The following is a 20,285-nucleotide window of genomic DNA, read 5'->3' as shown; positions in this document are numbered from 1 at the left end:
AGTTTTAGTGTAACTGTTTTTTGATTCCTTGACTATACCTTCAAATGCGCTGTCTTTATCTAAAATGGCTCGGTACATTCTTTCGTGGCTTAAGTTTTTCATTTTTCATTACAAATATATGATGCGTACTATTGTAGATAGGGATTGCTGTTGCTACAACCGAAAAACGGACAAGTATTTTTAATGGTTGTTTATAAAAAGGCGGTCAGCACATCGTTAAGAAAAGCATAGCCTTGCGCGGTGCAGCGGTATGTCTGCGGATCGTCGGCAATGAGTTTTTTGGCGATGAGGGTTTCGAGAACGGGGGCGAGGTCGCTGTGTTGCAGCGCGGTACGTTGTGGAAGGTATGCACGCGCGACGCCGTCTTTCAGACGCAGGGCGTTCATCATGAATTCAAAGCCTTGTTCTTCGCGGGCGACAATTTGTTCTTGGTCTTGATAGGGATTGGCGCCTTGGCTGTGCGCGGCTTGGTAGCGGTTGGGGGCGCGGAATTTGCTGCGCCGCAGTATGTTGCCGTCGGCAAGGCTGATTTTGCCGTGTGCGCCGGCGCCAATGCCGAGGTAGTCGCCGAATTGCCAGTAGTTGAGGTTGTGCGCGCTTTTTGCGCCGCGCGTCCAAGCGGAGGTTTCATATTGCATGAAGCCTTGGCTGCGCAGGAAGGCGGCGCCTTGTTCGAAGATGTCTTGTCTTTGGTCTTCGTCGGGCAGGGGGGGCGGATGATGGTAGAAGGCGGTGTTGGGTTCAAGGGTGAGTTGATACCAGCTGAGATGTTCGCAGCCGTATGCGGCGGCGTTTTTCAGGTCTTGCAGGGCTTGTTCGGGGCTTTGATGGGGGAGTCCGAACATGAGATCGGTATTGATGCGTTCAAAGCCGGCTTGCTGCGCGGCGATGATGGCTTTATGGGCTTCTTCGTCGTTATGAATGCGCCCGAGATTGCGCAGTTGTTGCGGGGAGAAGCTCTGTATGCCTAGGGATAGGCGGTTGACGCCGGCTTGGCGGTAGGCATTGAATTTGGCTTGCTCGAATGTGCCGGGGTTGGCTTCGAGGGTGATTTCGATGTTGTCGGCAAAGTCCGCGCGCTGCCGCAGTTCGCCGAGCAGACGGGCGATACTTGCGCCGCTAAAGAGACTGGGGGTGCCGCCGCCGATGAAGATGCTGTGAATGGGGCGGGGGTTTAGGGCGTAGTCGATATCAAAGTCCGCCAAGAGGTGGCTGATGTAGGCGTCTTCATCGATGCGCTGTTTGAGGCTGTGCGAGTTGAAGTCGCAGTAGGGGCATTTTTGCACGCACCAAGGGATGTGGATGTAGAGGGCGAGCGGTATTGTGGAGGGCTGCATCAGGTTTCGCTGTCGTCGTAGTTAAGGCTGAGTCCTTGCAGGTATTTTTGCAGGCGGCGGCGGTATTTTTCCGCTTTGGGCGCGGGCGGGCTGCTGTCTGCGGCACTGTCGTCGCTATTGTCGCTGTCGGTATTTGAGAGGTGTTTTTGCGCTTCGCGCACGAGTTGTCTGACGTATTGCATGTCGAAATCGGCGTAATGGGCGAGGAGTTCGCCGTATATGTCTTTGTCATTGCCGAGCAGGCGATCGATTTCTTGTGCGATGCGGCGCATTTTGCTGCTGTCGTGGCGGTAGGGGTGGTTGATGTGTTCGTGTACGTAGCGCAGTTTGTCGAAGTCGGGGTGTTCGTCTAGGAGGCGCGTGAGGTAGTTAAGGTGGCGGCGCAGGGCGTTGCCTGTAAGGCGTTTGCCTTCAATCAGCGCCGCTTGCAGCTGTTCGCTGATGGGCAGAAGGGGGTATTGATGCGCCGGCAGTTTGAGAAGTTCTTCGGCAAATTGGCGGATGGCTTCGCGTTCGCGCTTGATTGCACTGCGGTTTTCGCGGATAACGCGGCCTTCTTCATCGTATTCTTTAGGTTTGTCGCTCATGTTTGGGAGTGATTTCAAAATTCGGCGCGCTATAATAGCCGCCTTTTGGACGAATTTCGAGGTAATTGCATGAAATGCTTATGGGGCTTGCTGATTGCTCTAGGGTTTTCAGGCTGGGCGGGGGCGCAAAACGTGCCTGCCAATATTGCGCAGCTGATGCAGAAAAATCAGATCTCCGCCGAGGGTTTGACTTTGATTATTCAGGATGTAGCGCAGGAAGTGCCTTTGGTCAGTTTGAATGCGCAGACGCTGCGTTCGCCCGCTTCTTTGGAGAAGGTGCTGACGACGGCGGCGGCTTTGATTCGCTTGGGCGGCGATTATTTATGGCAGACGAAGTTTTACGCCGATGCGATGCCCGATGCCAACGGCGTGATTCAGGGCAATTTGTATGTGAAGGGCGGCGGCGATCCTTTTTTGGTGGAGGAGCGTTTGCAGCAGATGCTGAAGGATTTGCGCGCGCGCGGGGTGCGCCATATCACGGGCAATATCGTGCTGGACAATTCTCTGTATTATTTGCCGCAGGAGGCGCGGAATACGCAGTCTTTCGACGGCAACGGCTGGTCGGCGTATAACGCGGTGCCGAGTCCTTTGATGGTGAATTTCCGCACGGTGAAAGTGCGTTTGTCGCCGCAGGGCAAGCAGCAGGCGGCGGTGGCTTTGTGGCCGAATATTATGAATTGGAAGATTGACAATCAGATGACTGTCAATGCCGGCAAATGCGATACCAATTATTCGCCGGCGGTGGATTTGCTGCGCGACGAACGCGGCTATGCCGTGGTGCAGTTGACGGGTAAATACAGCACGGCTTGCGGCGCGCGCGAATTGACGGTGGTCATGGGCGAGGAGAGCGAGCAATTTTATTATTTATTCCATGATTTATGGTATGCCGAGGGCGGCAGTTTTGACGGCGGCGGACAGATTGGTCCTGTGCCTGCCACAGCGCAGCCTTTGTACAGCGGCATGTCTTTGCCTTTGCGCGAGCAAATTCAGAAGATGAATCAGCTGAGCAATAATGTGATGACGCGGCAATTATTGCTGACTTTGGGCGCGGAGGTTTACGGCGTGCCGGGTTCTTTGGATAAAGGACGGCAGGCGGTTAGGGGAACCTTGGCGGCTTTCGGCGTGCCGGTTGAGGGGATGCTGATTGATAACGGCTCGGGTTTGTCGCGCGATTCGCGGGTCAGCGGTCATACTTTGGCAACCTTATTGCTTAATTTGTATGCTTCCGGCTATGCGATGGAGTTTATGCAGTCTTTGGCGGTTGCCGGCGAAAGCGGTACTTTGAACAGGCGTTTTGTCGGCGAGGCTTTGCAAGGGCGCGTTATCGGCAAGACTGGCACCATTGATGCGGTGCGCGGTTTTGCCGGCTATGTGCAGGCGCAAAGCGGGCATGTGTATGTGGTAGTGATTATTGGCAATGGCAAAGAGGCGGTTAAGAGCCGCGCTTTGCAAGATGATGTGTTGCGGTGGGTGTATCGACAATGAAACGGCGTACGGTATTAAAAACAGGGGCTTTGCTTTTAAGTGGCTGTGCGGGCTATGCGCCCAACGCCGAAAAAACCCCTTCAACGCAGGGCGCGGCGGTGGATTTTCAGCTGCCTATTTCGGATTTATCGCAATTGAGTTTGCGCGATCGTTTGCAGGCGCAGGGTTTTGCCTTAGGGGCAAAAACCTTTTTGCGTATTTTTAAAGAAGAAAGGGTCTTGGAGGCGTGGCTGCTGCGCGCCGACGGTCGCTATCACCTATACCGCAAATTTCCGATTTGTACCTATTCGGGCGATTTAGGTCCGAAACTGCGCGAAGGCGATAAGCAGTCGCCCGAAGGCTTTTATGCCGTGAGTGCGCAGCAGATGAATCCTAACAGCAAATATCATTTGTCTTTTAATCTCGGCTTTCCCAATGCCTATGACCGCGAACACGGCTACACCGGCAGTTATCTGATGGTGCACGGCGATTGCGTGTCGATTGGCTGCTATGCCATGGACAATCAGCAAATTGAAGTGATTTATGCTTTGGTCTCCGCCGCACATCAGCGCGGACAATATGCCGTGCCCGTGCATATTTTTCCCTTCCATCTCACGCAGCAGAATTTGATGCGCCATGCCCATCATCGCTGGCTGCCTTTTTGGCAAATACTGCAACCGGCTTACGATTATTTTGAGCATGAACACATTCCGCCGCAAATCAACGTATTGGCAGGGCGTTATCAGATTGCGCCGCATTCGGAATTGATTACCGGCAGAATGCTCGCCGATAATAATTAATCAATAAATGAAAACGATATAGAGGAAACGATGAAAACAATCCGTCTCAGCTTGCTGGCTTTATGCGCAGGGACGCAGGCGATTGCCGAAGACAATCAGGTGTTCTTGATTGACAGCGGCTATTACAACGGTCTGTATTATCAGACGGCGGCGATGATTTCCGCCTTAAACACGCAACCGCAGGGCGCTTTGCCCTGCAAAGCCGGCGGCAGTTGCGGCGTGGAAGGCGTCTTGCTGGTTAATCGCAGCAGCCACGGTTCAACTGAAAATTTGCAGCGTTTGTGCAGCGGTCAAGGCGATTCCGCTTTGGCGCAATCGAATCTGGTCTATATGGCGTATCAGGGCGAGGGCGCATTTGAAAAAGCCGAACCCTGCAAAAACTTGCGGGCATTGGCAAGCCTTTACACGGAAGTGCTGCAAATCGCCGTGCCTAAAGACAGCGGCATTCAGTCTTTAAGCGATTTGCCGGGCAAAAAAGTCGGCATCGGCGCCAATCATTCAGGCACGCATCATGCCGTGCAGGAACTGTTCGGCGCTGCGGGACTGAGCATTGCGGAGATTCAATTTCAGGTGCAAAGCGTCGGCGAAGCGGCGCAAGCGCTGAAAAACAAAGAGATTGACGCCATGATTTTCTTTGCCGGTATTCCTGCGCCGGCCTTTACGGGGTTGAATCAAGAATTGCCGTTGCGCTTTTTGTCTTTACAAGGCACGGGGATTGACGAGCTGGTCAAGCGTAGCCGCACATATCAAACCGTTGCGGTAAAAGCGGGGGCTTATGCAGGCAGCGAAGCCTTTGACAGTGTGAAAGTTCGCGCTTTATGGGTGGCGACCGATAAAATGGATAAAGACTGGGCGTATCAATTTACAAAAAACCTTTGGGATAGCACCTATTACCCTGATTGGCTGAAAGAAATGCGTATCGCCAATGCCTTATCCGTGGAAACCTCTTTAGAAGGCATCAGCATTCCTCTGCATGAAGGGGCGAAACGCTATTACAACGAAATCGGCAAAAGATTTTAAACAGCATAAATTTGTAAGATTTTCACAGCAGTTTCATTAAAAAACACAGATAGAAGCAGGGTATTGTTCTGCTTGATAGGTTTTTATCTTAGATAAATAAACTGCTTAAAATAAAATAGTGTTTACTTATGAAAATCTTATGTGCTGTAAAGCTTAGAGAATGTGGGATTCGGTTTGAGTAAAAGCGCGGAAGGGCGTATCATAAACAGCGATTTTGGTGGGTATTGCCAAGTATCTGCCGTTATTTTTCTATAAAAGGGTGTGAACATGTCCACATATAAAGAATTAAAAGCCAATTCAGGGATTTCAGGCGGTAATGCAGCTTTCATCGAGGCATTGTATGAAGATTATTTAGCGGATCCGGCTTCGGTCAGCGAGCAATGGCAGCGCTATTTTGCGCAAATCAAAGGCGACAGCGAGCAAGAAGTTTCGCGTTTGGACGTGCAGGAACGTTTTGAATTATTAGGACAACAGCCGCTGAGCGCATCGGCAGAAGGTACGGTCAGCGAAAAGCAGGTCGGCGTCTTGAATTTGATTCGCGCCTATCGCGTGCGCGGGCATCGTTATGCCGATACCGATCCGGCGAAAATCCGCGAACGTCATGAAGTCGAGCAGTTGCGTTTGTCTTATCACGGCTTGAGCGACAGCGATTTGCAGCAAAGTTTTGCCGTGGACGGTGTCTTCGGTCAGCAAGAGATGAAATTGGCGGATTTGCTGAAAAAATTGCAAAAAACCTATTGCGGACATGTGGGCTTGCAGTTCAGCCATGTATGGGAGCAAAAAGAGCTAGATTGGCTGACCGAGCAAATGGAAGCCGGCGCCGGCGACTATCAATTTTCCGCCGAAGAGAAAAAGAATTTTCTGCGCCAATTGGTGGCTGCCGACGGCATGGAAAAATATTTGCATAAACGCTATGTAGGACAGAAACGTTTCTCTTTGGAAGGCGGCGATGCCCTAATTCCTTTGCTCAATGCTATGATTAAGGCTTTGGCGGCAAACGGCGTGGAAGAAGTGGGTATCGGCATGGCGCATCGCGGCCGTTTGAATGTCTTAATCAATATCTTAGGCAAGAAACCGCAATTGCTGTTTGACGAGTTTGACGGCAAATTAGTACCGGCGGCCAATCGTAGCGGCGATGTGAAATACCATATGGGCTTCTCTTCTTTTGTGGAAATCGACGGCCAGAAAGTGGATTTGACCTTAGCCTATAACCCTTCGCATTTGGAATTTGTGAATGCGGTAACGATGGGCTCAACTCGCGCGCGTTTGGAGCGCCGCCGCCAAGAATTAGGCGCTGAAGCCAGTATTTTTGAAGTTGCGCATAAAGCCACGCCGATTCTGATTCACGGCGATGCCGCTTTGGCGGGACAAGGCGTTAACCAAGAAGTCTTGCAATTATCTCAATTGCGCGGCTATCAAGTCGGCGGTTCTTTGCATGTGGTCGTGAATAATCAAATCGGTTTTACGACTTCCAATTTATTGGATGCGCGTTCGTCCATGTATTGCACCGACATTGCCAAATCGGTGCAGGCACCGATTATCCATGTAAACGGTGATGATCCGGAAGCGGTGGTCTTCGCAGGACAATTGGCGGTGGCTTATCTCAATACATTCCAGAAAGATATTTTCATTGATTTGGTCTGCTACCGCCGTTTGGGACATAACGAGGCGGACGAGCCTTCAGCCACTCAGCCGAAAATGTACGAAAAAATCCGCGCCCATGACGTGCCGGCTAAGGTCTATGCCGACCGTTTGCAGCAATCCGGCATTATTGCCGCAGATGCTTATGAAGCCTATCAGGCGGATTATTTGGCACGTTTGGAAAGCGGCGAGCGCGTGGCGGAAGCCTCGGAAATCGACGGCAACGGCGATTTCCTCGCTCAAGAATGGAAGGCTTTGTCGAATCAGGATTGGTCTGCGCCGGTGGATACTAGCTTTGATACCGAGCGTTTGAAAGCCTTGGGCGTGCAAGCCTTCAGCGTACCGGATAGCTTTACTCCGCATGCGATTGTCAAACGCACCTTGGCGGCGCGTCAAGAAATGGCGACTGGCAAGCAGCCTTTGGATTGGGGCGCGGCGGAAAATCTCGCCTATGCCACCTTATTGGATCAAGGCTATCAAGTGCGGGTATCGGGCGAGGACTGCGGACGCGGAACCTTCTCGCATCGTCATGCGGTTTTGCATGACCAGAACACCGGCGAAAGCTATATGCCTTTGCAATATTTGAAGCCTAATCAACCGTCTATCCGCGTGATTGATTCCCTGCTCTCGGAAACCGGTGTATTGGGCTTTGAATACGGCTATTCGGTAGCGGAGCCGCGCGGCTTGATTATTTGGGAAGCGCAATTCGGCGATTTTGCCAACGTGGCGCAGGTCATTATCGACCAATTCATCGCCTCCGGCGAAACCAAATGGGGACGCTATAGCGGCTTGGTCATGCTGCTGCCGCACGGCTATGAAGGACAAGGGCCTGAGCACTCTTCGGCGCGTTTAGAGCGTTATCTGCAATTATCAGCCGATGAAAACTGGCAGGTATGCGTGCCGAGCACGCCGGCGCAAGTCTTCCATATGCTGCGCCGCCAAGTCTTGCGGCAATTCCGTAAGCCTTTGGTTGTAATGTCGCCCAAATCTTTACTGCGCCACAAATTGGCGGTCAGCGAATTGCAGGAATTGGCGAAAGGCCGCTTCCAAGAAATCATCGGCGAGATTGACGCTGTCGATGCCGCCAATGTGAAGCGTGTGATTATGTGTTCCGGCAAGGTCTATTACGATTTGCTGCAAAAACGCCGCGACGAGAATATTCAGGATATTGCGATTGTGCGCGTTGAGCAATTGTATCCTTTCCCAGAGCAGGCATTGGCGGATGTCTTGGCGCAATATCCTGTGCAGGCGGAATTGGTCTGGTGTCAGGAAGAGCCGCGCAATCAGGGCGCTTGGCATCAAATTTTCGAATCTTTGCAAACAGCGGTGGGCAATCGCGGCTTGACCTATTGCGGTCGCCGCGCTTCGGCTTCCACCGCCGCCGGCTATGCCAAAGTGCATGCGCAAGAGCAAGAAGCCTTAGTGAATCAGGCTTTAGGCTTGGCAAATTAATTTTTTAGTAAATGAGGTAGTTATGACAACAGAAGTAAAAGTTCCCGATTTGCCGGAATCCGTTGCCGATGCCACTTTGGTTAATTGGCATAAAAAAGTAGGCGATTATGTCGAAGCGGGCGAAAATTTGGTGGATTTGGAAACCGATAAAGTCGTTTTGGACTTGCCCTCGCCGGTAGGCGGTATTTTAAAAGCCATCAAACAGGAAGACGGTTCGACGGTTACCGGCGGCGATGTAGTTGCCATTATTGAAGCGGCGGAAAAACCTGCCGCTGATGCGGCACCGGCAAATACCGAAGCTGCTCCTCCTACCGCTGCGCCGACTGCGGCAAAAGCAGAAAGCGGCGATAAAAATGCTTCGCCTGCGGCGCGCAAAATGGCAGTGGAAAATCAAGTTAATGTGGCCGATGTTGCCGGCAGCGGTCGCGGCGGACGCGTTACCAAAGCGGATATGAAACAGCATATTGCAGGCGGCGGCTCGCGTCATGAAGAGCGTGTGGCGATGACGCGTCTGCGTAAGCGCATTGCCGAGCGTTTGCTGGAAGCGCAGCATTCGACAGCGATGCTGACGACTTTCAACGAAGTCAATATGAAGCCGATTATGGATTTGCGTAAGAAATACCAAGACCAATTTGTGGCGAAAAACGACATCAAATTAGGTTTTATGAGTTTCTTCGTCAAAGCGGCGGTTGCGGCGCTGAAAGAATGGCCGGCAGTCAATGCCTCGATTGATGGCGACGATATTATTTATCACAATTATCAAGATATCGGCATTGCCGTTTCCAGTCCGCGCGGTTTGGTCGTGCCGATTTTACGCAATGCGGAAACCTTAGGTTTCGCCGATATCGAAGCCGGCATTCGCGATTTTGCGGTCAAAGCCAAAAATACCACTTTGAGCATTGAAGAAATGACTGGCGGCACCTTTACTATCACAAACGGCGGCACTTTCGGCTCGATGATGTCCACGCCGATTCTCAATCCGCCGCAAAGCGCGATTTTAGGCATGCATAATATCGTCGATCGTCCGGTGGTGGAAAACGGTGAAATCGTGATTCGTCCGATGATGTATTTGGCATTAAGCTATGACCACCGCATTATTGACGGACGCGAGGCGGTCGGCTTCTTAGTGTCGATTAAAAATGCGATTGAAGACCCTGCGCGTTTGCTGCTTGGCGTATAGTATTGAATTCACAAAGATGCGGCGGGCGACCGCCGCTTAGCATTTTAAGGATGAACAGATGAGTAAAAGTTTTGATGTCATTGTGATTGGCGGCGGCCCCGGCGGTTATGTGGCGGCGATTCGCGCGGCGCAATTGGGCTTTAAAACCGCTTGCGTGGAAATGTGGCGCGATGAGGACGGCAAAGGGCGTTTGGGCGGTACCTGCTTAAATGTCGGCTGTATTCCTTCCAAAGCATTATTGGAATCCAGCGCTCTGTATCATAAGGCAAAAGAAGAATTTGCCGTGCACGGCATCAGCGCGGACGGGCTGAAAATGGATGTGGCGGCAATGATTGGGCGTAAAGCGGAAATCGTCGAACAACTGACCGGCGGCATTGGGCAATTATTTCAAGCCAATGGCATTGAATGGATTCAAGGCAAAGGGAAATTACGCGCCAATAAAAAAGTTGAAGTTACGACGCATGAAGGCGCGGTAGAAAGCTATCAAGCGCAAAAAGGCGTGATTTTGGCGTTCGGCTCCGTACCCGTGGATATTCCGGTGGCGAAAATGGACGGTAAACATATTGTTAGCTCGACAGGCGCTTTGAATTTTTCCGAAGTGCCTAAGCGCCTCGGCGTGATTGGCGCCGGCGTCATCGGCTTGGAATTAGGCAGCGTCTGGCAGGCTTTGGGTGCGGAAGTCGTGATTTTTGAAGCGATGGATACCTTCCTCGCCGTCGCCGATCAGCAATTAGCCAAAGAAGCGGCGCGCGCTTTTAAAAAGCAAGGCTTGGATATCCGCTTAGGAACAAAGGTCAAGCAAGCGCTTGTGCAAGACGATCAGGAAGTACATGTGTCGGTGGAAGATGGCTCGGGCGAGCAAACGTTGGTATTTGATAAATTACTGGTTGCCGTCGGTCGTAAGCCCAATACTTCGCCCGATTTGATCGAAGGCACAAAAGTCGTCATGGACGCACGCGGTTTTATCGAAGTGGACGAACATTGCCGCACCGCCGAAGACGGCGTCTTTGCCATCGGCGACTGCGTACGCGGCCCGATGCTGGCGCATAAGGCAGAAGAAGAAGGCGTAATGGCGGCGGAAATTCTGGCTGAACAGGCTGGACATGTGCGCTATGATATTATCCCTTCCGTGATTTATACCCACCCTGAAATGGCATGGATCGGCAAAACCGAAGAGCAACTCAAAGCCGAAGGTACAGATTATGTCAAAGGCGATTTTCCCTTTGCCGCCAACGGGCGCGCCAAAGCAATGAATGCCGCCAGTGGTTTTGTAAAAATCCTCTGCGATAAAGACAGCGATGAAATTTTAGGCGCGCATATTATCGGACCTTGCGCTTCCGAAATGATTCACGAATTGATGGTCGCCATGGAGTTTTATGCCGCCGGCGAAGACCTTGCCCGTATTATGCATGCCCACCCGACCTTATCCGAAGCGGTGCATGAAGCGGCATTGGCGGTTAGCGGCGCTGCCTTGCATAAAGTCAATCCTAAGCGTAAATAGATTTTTGCTATTTTTGCCATATTGTTAAAAGCCCCTCGGGGCTTTTTTGTGCTTTAAGGTTTATTTTGAAAATAGCGGTCGGGATCGAAAGCGCTGATCACATGCGGATGAAAGGCGACCAATCCCGATACAATCACGCCGTTGACAAAACCTTCAGGATAAACAATCACCAACATAAATTTAAGGTATTTCTGCCAGATAATGTCGGGCGGATAAATGCCGAATGCGTAAAGCAGCAGACTGCTGAGCAGCATGGTTGCCGCCAGACTGAGGATGCCGCCGAAAAAACCGCCGCCGAGCGTGAAGACAAAAGGATTCGGCGGCAGTAGGATTTGCAGCAGGCGGCTGAAATAATGGCTGCATAAAATCGGCAACAGCCCATAAAGCAAGCTGTTCCAACCCAGCAAGGCAAGCGGCTCGAATCCCGCCGCAGACATCATGATTTGCGCCAAAAAAGCGGCTAGAAAGCTGATTTTCCAGCCCATCATCAGCGTGGCGGCCGTCAGGGCGAAGAGATGTAATTGCAGCCCTTCTGCCAGCCCCGTGCGTCCTAAATTGAACAGGCACAGCAAAATACTCCACAGGCAGAAAATATGCAGGGTAAAGCGGTGCTGCCCTAAGCGCGCCCAGTCTAAGCGGCGCAGGCAATAGCATAAAACGGCAAGGCTTGCCGCCGAACTGAAGAGCAGCACGATGCCGGGTAAATGATGCGAAAGGGCGTTATGCAGGGGAAACATGCTTCGGCTTCAGGCTGATGTCGTCAATAAATTGCTCGATATGTTGTAGGCGTTCGCCAAGATTAAGGCTGCTGCCGTCTTGCAATGTCAAGCTGCTCGGGCCCGTCATGCGGTAGACATGCGGCGCGCTTTGCATTTTGGTAAAAAGGCGGTCGGGATTAATCGCCGCTTCCTGCCTAAAGGCGATGGCAATTTTTTGTCCTTCAAATGCCATGCGCTCAATACCGATACTTAAGGCGCGGTGTTTTAGGCGGCTGCGCTGAATCAGATATTTTGCTGCCGGCGGCAGACGTCCGAATCTATCAATCAATGTCATTTCGACTGCGGCAATGCCGGCATCGTCTTTGGCGCGCGCCAATTGCTGATAAATACTCAAGCGCTCCTGCGGATCGCGCACATAGTCGGCGGGCAGCAGTGCGGGCTCGTCCAGCTCAATCTCGGCTTTGCGGCTGTCCTCATCATCTTCAATGCTCAGACTTTGTCCCGCTTTGAGAGCGGCGGTGGCGCGATCCAAGAGGTCTAAATAATAGCTCATGCCGATTTGCTGAATTTGTCCTGATTGCTCGTCGCCCAAGATTTCGCCGGCACCGCGAATTTCCAAATCTTGGCTGGCGAGCAGAAAGCCTGCGCCGAGGCTGTCTAGGGTGGTAAAGGCGTCCAAACGTCTTTGCGCATCTTTGTTCAGCGTGGATAAAGGCGGGGTAATCAAATAGGCATAGGCTTGATGATGGCTGCGTCCTACCCGTCCGCGCAGCTGATGCAATTGCGCCAAGCCCAAGCGGTCGGCATGATTGATGATGATAGTATTGGCATTGGGAATGTCGATGCCGCTTTCGATGATGGTGGTCGCCACTAGAATGTCGTAATGGCGGTTATAGAAGGCTTGCATGACGTTTTCCAACTCGCGTTCGCGCATTTGTCCGTGCGCAATCGCAATACGCGACTCCAGCAGCAGTTCTTGCAAACTGCGCGCAATGCGCTCTATGCTTGCTACATCATTGTGTAAAAAGAAAATTTGTCCGCCACGTGCCAGTTCGCGTTCGCAGGCTTCTTCAATCGTTGCTAAATCCCAATCGCTGATAATGGTCTGTACCGATTGGCGGCCGCCGGGCGGCGTGGCGATAATGCTTAAATCGCGCAATCCCGTCAGGGCGAGATTTAAGGTTCGCGGAATCGGGGTGGCGGTTAGGGTCAGCAGATTTACATCTGCGCGCAGGCTTTTCAATTTTTCTTTATGCCGCACGCCAAAGCGCTGTTCTTCGTCAATAATGACCAAGCCCAATCGCGCAAAAGCCACATCGCTTTGCAAAAGGCGGTGCGTGCCGATGATGATATCGGTGCGCCCTTCTTTCAGAGCGGCTAAGGCGGCTTTTTGCTCCGCCGTGCTTTTAAAGCGGCTGATGCTGTCGATTGTCAAGGCGGTATCGGCAAAGCGGTCGGCAAAATGATGATAATGCTGGTCTGCCAGCAGCGTGGTCGGGGCAATCAGCGCCACTTGCTGTCCTGCCAGCACCGCCGCATAAGCAGCGCGAATCGCCACTTCGGTTTTGCCGAAGCCCACGTCGCCGCAAATAATTCTGTCCATCGGGCGTTCGCGCGCCAAATCTTCCAATACCGCATCAATGGCGGCTAATTGGTCGGGCGTTTCTTCATAAGTAAAACTATCGGCCAATTGCTGCATCGCCGCCGTATCGATAGCAATGCTTCTGCCCTGCGCCGCCTCTCTCGCCGCATAGACCGCCAGCAATTCTGCGGCGGTATCGTTCACATTTTGTTTGATTTTGCGCTTAATCTGCTGCCAAACTTTGCCGCCTAATTCATGCAAAGGCGCATTTTCCGGCGCACTGCCGCTATATTTGCTGATTAAATCGACATCACCCACCGCCACGAATAATTTGGCATTCTTGGCGTATTCAATCGCAATCAGCTCTTCATCGCCAAAACGCTCCAAGCCCAAATAACGCCCCACGCCGTGATCGATATGCACCACCGGCGCACCGATGCTTAAATCCTGCAGGCTTTGAATCAATTCGCCCGCATTTTTCTGTTTGTTCTCGCGCAAATTCGGCAAATGACTGCCGCTGTGCGTATCCGATTCCGCCAAATGCAGACATCCTTCAGCGGCAAAACTGTATTGCAGCGGCGAGAGTATCAATTGCCGCTGCGCTGCCGCAGCATCATTCGCCTGCCAATGCTCGACTAAGACGGCCGGCAAATGCGCTTTCTGCAAACGCTCAAACTCCTGCTCGCGCAAACCGTTGCCGGCAAAATGCAGGCACATCGGCTGATCTCGGGCAATCTGCTTCTGCCATTGTGCTTGGCGTTCATCGCTCTTGCCGCTAAAAACTATCGCTTTGGCATGTGTTCTCAAAGCAAGGGCGGGTAAAGCGCTCAAAGCGGCAATAGTTTCTTCCTCGCTTTGCCATAACTGTTCGGGGGCTAATAAGGCATGCTCGCGCATCGAATGCAAACGCGCATAACGTTTGCGGCAGTAATCGGCATGCTGCTTCAGCTCGGCAACGGGCAAAGGCATCTCGATACGCATCGTATGCGGCGGCAAATAATCGAATAAAGTCGCGGTTTCATCAAAAAACAGCGGCAGATAATATTCCAAACCCTGCGGCGTACGTCCGGCGCTGATGCTTTCATAAACACCGCTTTTTTCCACTTTATCGCCCAACAATCTGCGCGCGCTTTGGCGAAAACAGATCCGTCCCGCATCGGATAAATCTAATTCATGACTGGGCAAGATGCTGATTTGGCGCAATTTGCTTAAGGTAAACTGCGTTTGCAAATCAAAAGTGCGGATATGCTCAATCTCGTCATCAAACCATTCCAGACGAATCGGCGCCTGCGCCCCCATTGGAAAAATATCCAGCAAAGCACCGCGCGCCGCATACTCACCTTTTTCTTTAATCAAAGCATTATGTTGATAGCCTGCCTGCAATAAACGCTGAATAAATTGCTGGCGCGGCAAATGATCGCCCGTGCGCACATGAATGCCGTATTTATCCAAATGTGTTTGCGGACATAGACGCTGCGACAATGCCGCCGCACTCACAACCACAATCCCCTGCGGACAGGTCGGCAATTCCGCCAACACGCGCAAACGTTCGGAAATCAAATCGGGATGCGGCGTGTATTGGTCATAAGGCAAAGTCTCCCAATCCGAAAACCAATAAATCGGATAATCTCCCGCCGCCGTGCTTAATTGAAATGCCGCCCGCGAGGTTTGCGCTGCGGCAAAGGCTTTGCCTTGCTCGGCAGTCAGCGCCTCTTGCTCGGGCGAGGCTTTTTTCAGCCAAAATTTCAAATTTTCATAGACATAATGCCCCCATAGGGCATCGGGTACTACCAGCAAATGCACCGTATTCGGGCGCAATTGGCGGCTTAAATCATAGGCAATAAATTTGAAAGTATCTGCTGAAATCATGCGGTATCAATACGAAGAGACTTAAAAAACAGACGCATCTTACACGACTTTGTCCGCAAAACCCATCAATGCCGCCGCTGAAGGCCTACGGAAAACAAAGAGAGAGAATAAAAGCGGGCGAGATTTATTCCGCGCATAAAAAAACCGCAGAACGCTGCGGTGAAGATGGTAGGCCCAGAGGGACTTGAACCCCCGACCAAGCGATTATGAGTCGCCTGCTCTAACCGACTGAGCTATAGGCCCGAAAAGCGCGCATCATACTAGATTCTGCAGTATTTGTTAAGCGTTTTTTTCATGAGTATTTGTAATAAAAATGATATTATTATCTTTTGATAATCTAAATTCTTAGATTAAAATACACTCAGTCAACACTAATGCTGCCGATATTCCGCTATTGTAATTAGGAATTGTCTATGAAAAAATTGTTCATCAAAATTTCCTTACTGGTTGAAACCCCTCTCTTTAGGGAGGATAATCTTGTGGGAGAGGTGTAACCTCTTCCAATTCAGGGCAACACACAGAGCGACGCTTTATGTGTCGCTCTGTGTGTTGAAACATTTCTACGGTGTTAATGGCTATGACAGTATCTCAAGCAAGTTTTGCGCTTCCTCGGTTAAATATTTATGCTACCGGTGGTACGATTGCCGGCAGTTCCGCCAGTGCCACCGATACTTTCCAATATGAGACCGCTACTTTAGGCATCGACAAATTGATTGCCGCCGTGCCGGAATTGAAAAAAATCGCAGAGGTGAAAGGCGAGCAAATCGCCAGCGTGGACAGCAATGACATCAGCGTTGCCATTTTGCTGCAATTGGCGCAGAAATTACATCAGGATTTGGCGGGCGATACGGCGGCGGCAGTGATTACGCACGGTACGGACACTCTGGAAGAAACCGCTTTTTTTCTCTCTTTAACCACCAAAACCGACAAACCGATTATCTTGGTCGGCGCGATGCGCCCTGCCACCGCTATCAGCGCGGACGGCTCAATGAATTTATTGCAAGCAGCATCGGTAGCTGTGCATGAGGATGCGGCAAAACGCGGCGTGATGATGGTGATGAACGACCGTATCGGATCCGGTTTTTATATTACTAAAACGCGCGCCAATACCCCCGATGCTTTCAAATCGGTGGAAGCGGGCTATCTAGGTCTGATGATCGGTTTAGAGCCGCATTTCTATTATCTGCCGCAGCAGCCGAGCAACCGCCCTTATTTTGATGTCAGCGGGTACAAAGAATTGCCGCGCGTGGATATTATTTACGGCTATCAAAGCACCGATACGGCTTTATTGGATGCCGCGATTGAAAATGGCGCCAAAGCGGTGGTAATTGACGCTACGGGCGCAGGCAGCCTGTCCACGCCTTTATTGGAACGGGTTAAAGAATTGACGGCGCAAGGTTTTCCGATTGTGCGTGCCAGCCGCACGGTGGAAGGCTATATCAGCGTGCCTGAAGACGAAGGCACCGGCAGTGGCTTTTTAAATGCGCAGAAAGCGCGGATTATGCTGATGCTGGCTTTGGCGCAGCAGGACGATTTGGCAACAATCCGCAATTATTTCAAATAACTATTTGTTTTAATGAACAATAGAAAGAGCGGCATATGCCGCTTTTTCTATCCGCTTATCCCCAATCCCACCCTCATTGCTTCTAAACCGATACATGGTCGTCAGATTACACAGTACTTTATACAAGATGCTCGATACCGGGCTTACGCGATACTTGAATATGCCCGCCCCAAAGCTTCTTATGTTTTGTATCCGCTTTTAAAAACAACTACTCCTAAGCGATTATTCGACTAATGAATTTGCCCAGTTCGCCGCCTGAATTTGAATATCCAATTCCCTTGCCGCCTGCGCGAGACGATCGGCTTCTTGACGCAATTCTTTAACTGATAAGGCGGACAGCATTTTGATTTCGCTGCGGCTGTAACGTTGCTGCTCGGGCGTAGCGGCTTGGGCGGCAGCCATCAATACGGCATGGGCGTTTTTTAAGGCTTCGCGTTTGGCAAGTGCGGCAACCATGAGGGTGCCGTCGGCAAGCCGTATGCGGTTATTGCTGAGATTAATCGCCACAATCAAGCCTTCCAATTCCGTATTGCCTTGGCGGTAAAGCGCCAGTAATTCCTGCGGATCTTCGGCAGGCGTTTCCCCCTCCTGATGAAGGGCATTGGCTTGGATACGATGCTTGAGTTCGGCGAGATAGCGCTGCAAATCGGCGCGTTTGATAAGGGCTTCGGCTAGAATCATAGGTTTTCCTTTATGATTTTATGGATTTTTTGACTGCTGCGCCACCATTCATAGATGCCGATGATGCAGTTGATTTGGTAAATAATGGTTTGCACAAGAAAGATGCTGTTGTGATTGGCAAGATTCACCGCAAACCAGATGTTGTTTGCGCCGAACCATAGCCACCAGTTGTCGGTGCGAGCATCAAGCTTGTGGTGCCGCTGCCGCCTTGGGCGATGATTTCGCCACTATTGGCAAGTGCGCCCAAGCCGTTGCCGGCGCGGTTTTTGCGAAAGGCGAGGGCGACGACGTAGACCATACCGATAATGGCGACTAATAGTTTAAAGGCTTCAAAAAGTGTGGCATTGCGCGATAAACTTTGACCGCTAAATACGCCTATGCTGTCTATAAATCCCCACAGCAGCGCCAAAATACCGCAGATAAACCATGTGATAATCCATGAAATTTGCCATTCGTCGGTGAGTTTGTCGAGTAGTTTGAACATGTCTCTCAGTCCTGTGCATAAATGTGCTTTTGAATATAGTCTACCGCCAGTCGGTAGCGTTCTTGGTAGCCTGCGGCGCTAATCTCATAATAAGGAATTTCGTGTTCTTGATAAAGCTGTTTGAGCAGTTCTTGAAATTGTCGGCGTGCATTCTCCGTGCCGAGGCTGCGCAGGCCGTCATCGACCCATTTGGTGTTGTTAGCCAGCAATAGGGTGTGGTCGAAACGCATATGCAGGCTGTAGGCGGTGGTAATCGCATCGCGCTGTCCTTCATAGCTTTGGCAGAAGGCTTGGGTGGTAATGAAATCGGTGTCGATGATGGTAACGGGGGCTTTGGGCGTTTCCAAGGCAAGGTCGATGGCTTTGGCATGATCCTGCGAGATGCGGGCGTAATCGGAGTATTGCAGGGCGAGTTCCGAGCCGCCGAGAGCATAGTCCACATAATGCCGCCCCTGCTCAAGCACATAGTCGGCAAGGAAGTAGTTGGCGAGCTTATAGACGAGCGTAGTTTTGCCCGAGCTTTCGCCGCCGACAACGGCAATGGTTTTGCTATATTCACGTCTGGCAGTGGGATGGATATGTTGCCAGTAATGCACGGGGCGCTGATGAATGGCTTCGCTGTCGTATTCTTGATGCAGGGGCAGGGCGATAAATTGATCGGCGGCGAGCAAAGAAGTCCAACTGTGGCTTTCGTCGGAAATGAAAATCGCGTCTTCAGGTATGCCTAGACTTCGGCGCAGCACTTGCAATTGAGCATTGGCTTCCGCCTGTTCGGGATTGATATTGTCGATGGCGTAGGTGTGGATAGAGATAAAGTCAAAATTGTTGAATGCGCGTTGCAGCCAGCGAGCTTTGTCTTCCAGACTGACGGGATAGGCGGGATTGGGCTGCGGATGGCGCAAGATGACGATATGCAATTTGTCCACCAAGCCGACGGCATGTTGAATCAGGCGCACATGCCCGCGGTGCAGGGGTTCGAAATGTCCGATGAGATAGCCGATACGTTGGGTCATAATTACTCCGCTGGTAGGGATATGCCGGTGAGTTTTTTGTATAAAGACACGGCATAGGAATCTGTCATGCCCATGATGTAATCACAGACGGCAAGCAGGCTTTGATAGTTATTCTGATGATGGCGGCGGTAGCGATTGGGCAGGAGTTGAATCACCATGGCATCGCGTTTGCCGGCGCGTTTAAGATGTTGGTGCAAAATCGCCGTGCAGAAAATCTCAATCAATCCGTTGAGTACGCGATGCCCCGCAATCTGCATTTCCAATACGGAGCGGCAGTGATAAATATGGTCGACGGCATAATCGCGCAAAGCCTGAAGCGCCGTGGAGCTGCGGATATGATCAAGCAATGCGCCTTTGAAATTGCCGCCGAGCAGCGCTTGTTCGGACTGCCAGAAGACTTCAAGGGTTTCATGCACCAAGCAGCCGATCGCTTTGGCGCGCAAATAGGCTAATCGGTCGCTTTTGCTTTGCATTTTCTGCAAACGCACATCATCGACAAAAGGACGGGCAATGCGCTGTAGCAAATCGTAGGCATCGGAGAAGGGAATTTGCCCGATTTGGTAGGCATCCTCAATATCGGCAATCAAATAGCAACTATCGTCGGCAGCTTCCATGAGATAGGACAACGGATGACGCTGCCAGACATGCGGCGCGATTTCAGGCAGATGCAGCGCGGCAAAAACCGCCGCGTAGTCTTGCACATCATCGATATACACGCCGTTTTTCTTGTAATAAGCCTGATCTTGCACAGCAAATGCCGTGCAAGGGTATTTGGCGGCAGCGGCAAGCGTACTGGCGGTTAAGCGCAAACCGCCGTGATTATCGGGGCTTTCTAGGCGGTTGCAAATGCGAAACCCTTGTGCATTGCCCTCAATATGCGTTAAATCCGCGCATTCTGCGGGACTTAGCTGTAAGGCTTGCAACATATCGCGTCCATTATCGCTGACGAAAAAATCCCGCATTGCCTGCTCGCCCGAATGTCCGAAAGGCGGATTACCCAAATCATGCGCCAAACATGCTGCCGCGACAATATCGCCGACATCTGCCGCCGTGATGTGCTGCTGAAGCTCGGGATAGCGCATCAGTAAAGTCGTGCCGGCACTGCTGCCCAAACTGCGTCCCACGCAAGAGACTTCCAAAGAATGCGTTAAGCGGGTGCGGACATAATCGTTTTTTTCCAGAGGAAATACCTGGGTTTTATCCTGCATGCGGCGAAACGCGGCGGAGAATAAAATGCGGTCGCTGTCGCGCTGAAAATCCGAACGCACCGAAGGCTCGGGCTGCGCCGCCGAGCCGATGCGCAAGGTTGAGAAAAGAGAAGTCCAATTCATGCTGATTGCTGGAAAAAAGAAAGCGGAAGTATTATAGCATGCGTCGACAGTTTTACCCTG

General features: G+C 51.5%; 16 protein-coding genes and 1 tRNA gene. 7 read left to right on the top strand and 10 right to left on the bottom strand.

Annotation, left to right across the window (positions count from 1 at the left end; translation table 11 throughout):
• Nucleotides 1-191: 191 nt before the first annotated feature.
• Nucleotides 192-1,337, bottom strand: coding sequence for a radical SAM family heme chaperone HemW (gene hemW, locus DYC63_RS10085; protein ID WP_115219103.1), 1,146 nt, complete (start codon nt 1,335-1,337; stop codon nt 192-194).
• The gene (gene yjgA, locus DYC63_RS10080; RefSeq protein ID WP_115219102.1) at nt 1,337-1,924 is read right to left on the bottom strand and encodes a ribosome biogenesis factor YjgA; all 588 of its coding nucleotides are present in this window, start codon (nt 1,922-1,924) and stop codon (nt 1,337-1,339) included. Before yjgA ends, hemW begins: the two co-directional genes overlap by 1 nt.
• 69 nt (nt 1,925-1,993) lie before the next feature.
• Here yjgA and dacB point away from each other — a divergent pair, with 69 nt between their 5' ends.
• The 6 genes from dacB (at nt 1,994) to lpdA (ending at nt 10,982) form a co-directional block, all read left to right on the top strand.
• The gene (gene dacB, locus DYC63_RS10075) at nt 1,994-3,409 is read left to right on the top strand and encodes a D-alanyl-D-alanine carboxypeptidase/D-alanyl-D-alanine endopeptidase (protein ID WP_115219101.1); all 1,416 of its coding nucleotides are present in this window, start codon (nt 1,994-1,996) and stop codon (nt 3,407-3,409) included.
• Complete coding sequence (locus DYC63_RS10070) at nt 3,406-4,188, top strand: L,D-transpeptidase family protein (protein WP_218564610.1); 783 nt, start codon at nt 3,406-3,408, stop codon at nt 4,186-4,188. Before dacB ends, DYC63_RS10070 begins: the two co-directional genes overlap by 4 nt.
• 30 nt (nt 4,189-4,218) lie before the next feature.
• Entirely contained in the window at nt 4,219-5,208 is a 990-nt protein-coding gene (locus tag DYC63_RS10065) for a TAXI family TRAP transporter solute-binding subunit (RefSeq protein ID WP_115219100.1), read from the top strand.
• Nucleotides 5,209-5,475: 267 nt separating this feature from the next.
• On the top strand, nt 5,476-8,301 hold the full coding sequence (locus tag DYC63_RS10060; RefSeq protein ID WP_115219099.1) for a 2-oxoglutarate dehydrogenase E1 component: 2,826 nt from the start codon (nt 5,476-5,478) through the stop codon (nt 8,299-8,301).
• A gap of 22 nt (nt 8,302-8,323) precedes the next feature.
• Nucleotides 8,324-9,481, top strand: coding sequence for a 2-oxoglutarate dehydrogenase complex dihydrolipoyllysine-residue succinyltransferase (gene odhB / locus DYC63_RS10055; protein ID WP_115219098.1), 1,158 nt, complete (start codon nt 8,324-8,326; stop codon nt 9,479-9,481).
• A gap of 58 nt (nt 9,482-9,539) precedes the next feature.
• A complete protein-coding gene (gene lpdA / locus DYC63_RS10050) occupies nt 9,540-10,982 on the top strand; it encodes a dihydrolipoyl dehydrogenase (protein WP_115219097.1) in 1,443 nt (480 codons plus the stop codon).
• Between the two features lie 53 nt (nt 10,983-11,035).
• Here the strand turns inward: lpdA and DYC63_RS10045 are convergent, their stop codons facing one another.
• From DYC63_RS10045 to DYC63_RS10035, 3 genes are all read right to left on the bottom strand, one after another.
• On the bottom strand, nt 11,036-11,719 hold the full coding sequence (locus DYC63_RS10045; RefSeq protein ID WP_115219096.1) for an energy-coupling factor ABC transporter permease: 684 nt from the start codon (nt 11,717-11,719) through the stop codon (nt 11,036-11,038).
• On the bottom strand, nt 11,703-15,152 hold the full coding sequence (gene mfd / locus DYC63_RS10040; protein ID WP_115219095.1) for a transcription-repair coupling factor: 3,450 nt from the start codon (nt 15,150-15,152) through the stop codon (nt 11,703-11,705). The genes DYC63_RS10045 and mfd overlap by 17 nt, the downstream gene beginning before the upstream one ends.
• 166 nt (nt 15,153-15,318) lie before the next feature.
• Nucleotides 15,319-15,395 (bottom strand) — tRNA-Ile (locus DYC63_RS10035).
• A gap of 334 nt (nt 15,396-15,729) precedes the next feature.
• Between DYC63_RS10035 and DYC63_RS10030 the strand changes: the two genes are divergently transcribed.
• Nucleotides 15,730-16,716, top strand: coding sequence for an asparaginase (locus DYC63_RS10030; protein WP_245888140.1), 987 nt, complete (start codon nt 15,730-15,732; stop codon nt 16,714-16,716).
• 222 nt (nt 16,717-16,938) lie between these two features.
• Here the strand turns inward: DYC63_RS10030 and DYC63_RS10025 are convergent, their stop codons facing one another.
• The 5 genes from DYC63_RS10025 to DYC63_RS10010 are packed head-to-tail and all read right to left on the bottom strand — an operon-like array spanning nt 16,939 to nt 20,225.
• A complete protein-coding gene (locus DYC63_RS10025; RefSeq protein WP_115219093.1) occupies nt 16,939-17,397 on the bottom strand; it encodes a DIP1984 family protein in 459 nt (152 codons plus the stop codon).
• Nucleotides 17,394-17,525 carry a hypothetical protein gene (locus tag DYC63_RS13430; RefSeq protein ID WP_281267775.1) on the bottom strand — a complete coding sequence of 44 codons (132 nt, stop codon included), beginning with the start codon at nt 17,523-17,525 and terminating at the stop codon, nt 17,394-17,396. The genes DYC63_RS10025 and DYC63_RS13430 overlap by 4 nt, the downstream gene beginning before the upstream one ends.
• Nucleotides 17,522-17,881 (bottom strand): hypothetical protein, encoded by a 360-nt coding sequence (locus DYC63_RS10020; RefSeq protein ID WP_218564609.1) that lies wholly within the window; start codon nt 17,879-17,881, stop codon nt 17,522-17,524. Before DYC63_RS10020 ends, DYC63_RS13430 begins: the two co-directional genes overlap by 4 nt.
• 5 nt (nt 17,882-17,886) lie before the next feature.
• Complete coding sequence (gene nadR, locus DYC63_RS10015; RefSeq protein ID WP_115219092.1) at nt 17,887-18,894, bottom strand: multifunctional transcriptional regulator/nicotinamide-nucleotide adenylyltransferase/ribosylnicotinamide kinase NadR; 1,008 nt, start codon at nt 18,892-18,894, stop codon at nt 17,887-17,889.
• A 2-nt stretch (nt 18,895-18,896) separates the two neighbouring features.
• Nucleotides 18,897-20,225: a deoxyguanosinetriphosphate triphosphohydrolase gene (locus DYC63_RS10010; protein ID WP_115219091.1), complete on the bottom strand. Its 1,329-nt coding sequence runs from the start codon at nt 20,223-20,225 to the stop codon at nt 18,897-18,899.
• Nucleotides 20,226-20,285 lie beyond the last annotated feature (60 nt).

The sequence above is a fragment of the Suttonella indologenes genome, from assembly GCF_900460215.1.
In the GTDB taxonomy this organism is placed as follows: domain Bacteria; phylum Pseudomonadota; class Gammaproteobacteria; order Cardiobacteriales; family Cardiobacteriaceae; genus Suttonella; species Suttonella indologenes.
This window is presented reverse-complemented; position numbering and strand designations above follow the sequence as displayed.

Excerpts from the sequence above, each read along its gene's own strand:
- DYC63_RS10065 (WP_115219100.1), top strand. The coding sequence starts at position 4,219 with ATGAAAACAATCCGTCTCAGCTTGCTGGCTTTATGCGCAGGGACGCAG.
- lpdA (WP_115219097.1), top strand. The coding sequence starts at position 9,540 with ATGAGTAAAAGTTTTGATGTCATTGTGATTGGCGGCGGCCCCGGCGGT.
- odhB (WP_115219098.1), top strand. The coding sequence starts at position 8,324 with ATGACAACAGAAGTAAAAGTTCCCGATTTGCCGGAATCCGTTGCCGAT.
- DYC63_RS10025 (WP_115219093.1), bottom strand. The coding sequence starts at position 17,397 with ATGATTCTAGCCGAAGCCCTTATCAAACGCGCCGATTTGCAGCGCTAT.
- DYC63_RS10060 (WP_115219099.1), top strand. The coding sequence starts at position 5,476 with ATGTCCACATATAAAGAATTAAAAGCCAATTCAGGGATTTCAGGCGGT.
- dacB (WP_115219101.1), top strand. The coding sequence starts at position 1,994 with ATGAAATGCTTATGGGGCTTGCTGATTGCTCTAGGGTTTTCAGGCTGG.
- DYC63_RS10020 (WP_218564609.1), bottom strand. The coding sequence starts at position 17,881 with ATGTTCAAACTACTCGACAAACTCACCGACGAATGGCAAATTTCATGG.
- yjgA (WP_115219102.1), bottom strand. The coding sequence starts at position 1,924 with ATGAGCGACAAACCTAAAGAATACGATGAAGAAGGCCGCGTTATCCGC.
- DYC63_RS10045 (WP_115219096.1), bottom strand. The coding sequence starts at position 11,719 with ATGTTTCCCCTGCATAACGCCCTTTCGCATCATTTACCCGGCATCGTG.
- hemW (WP_115219103.1), bottom strand. The coding sequence starts at position 1,337 with ATGCAGCCCTCCACAATACCGCTCGCCCTCTACATCCACATCCCTTGG.
- DYC63_RS10010 (WP_115219091.1), bottom strand. The coding sequence starts at position 20,225 with ATGAATTGGACTTCTCTTTTCTCAACCTTGCGCATCGGCTCGGCGGCG.
- DYC63_RS10070 (WP_218564610.1), top strand. The coding sequence starts at position 3,406 with ATGAAACGGCGTACGGTATTAAAAACAGGGGCTTTGCTTTTAAGTGGC.
- nadR (WP_115219092.1), bottom strand. The coding sequence starts at position 18,894 with ATGACCCAACGTATCGGCTATCTCATCGGACATTTCGAACCCCTGCAC.
- DYC63_RS10030 (WP_245888140.1), top strand. The coding sequence starts at position 15,730 with ATGACAGTATCTCAAGCAAGTTTTGCGCTTCCTCGGTTAAATATTTAT.
- mfd (WP_115219095.1), bottom strand. The coding sequence starts at position 15,152 with ATGATTTCAGCAGATACTTTCAAATTTATTGCCTATGATTTAAGCCGC.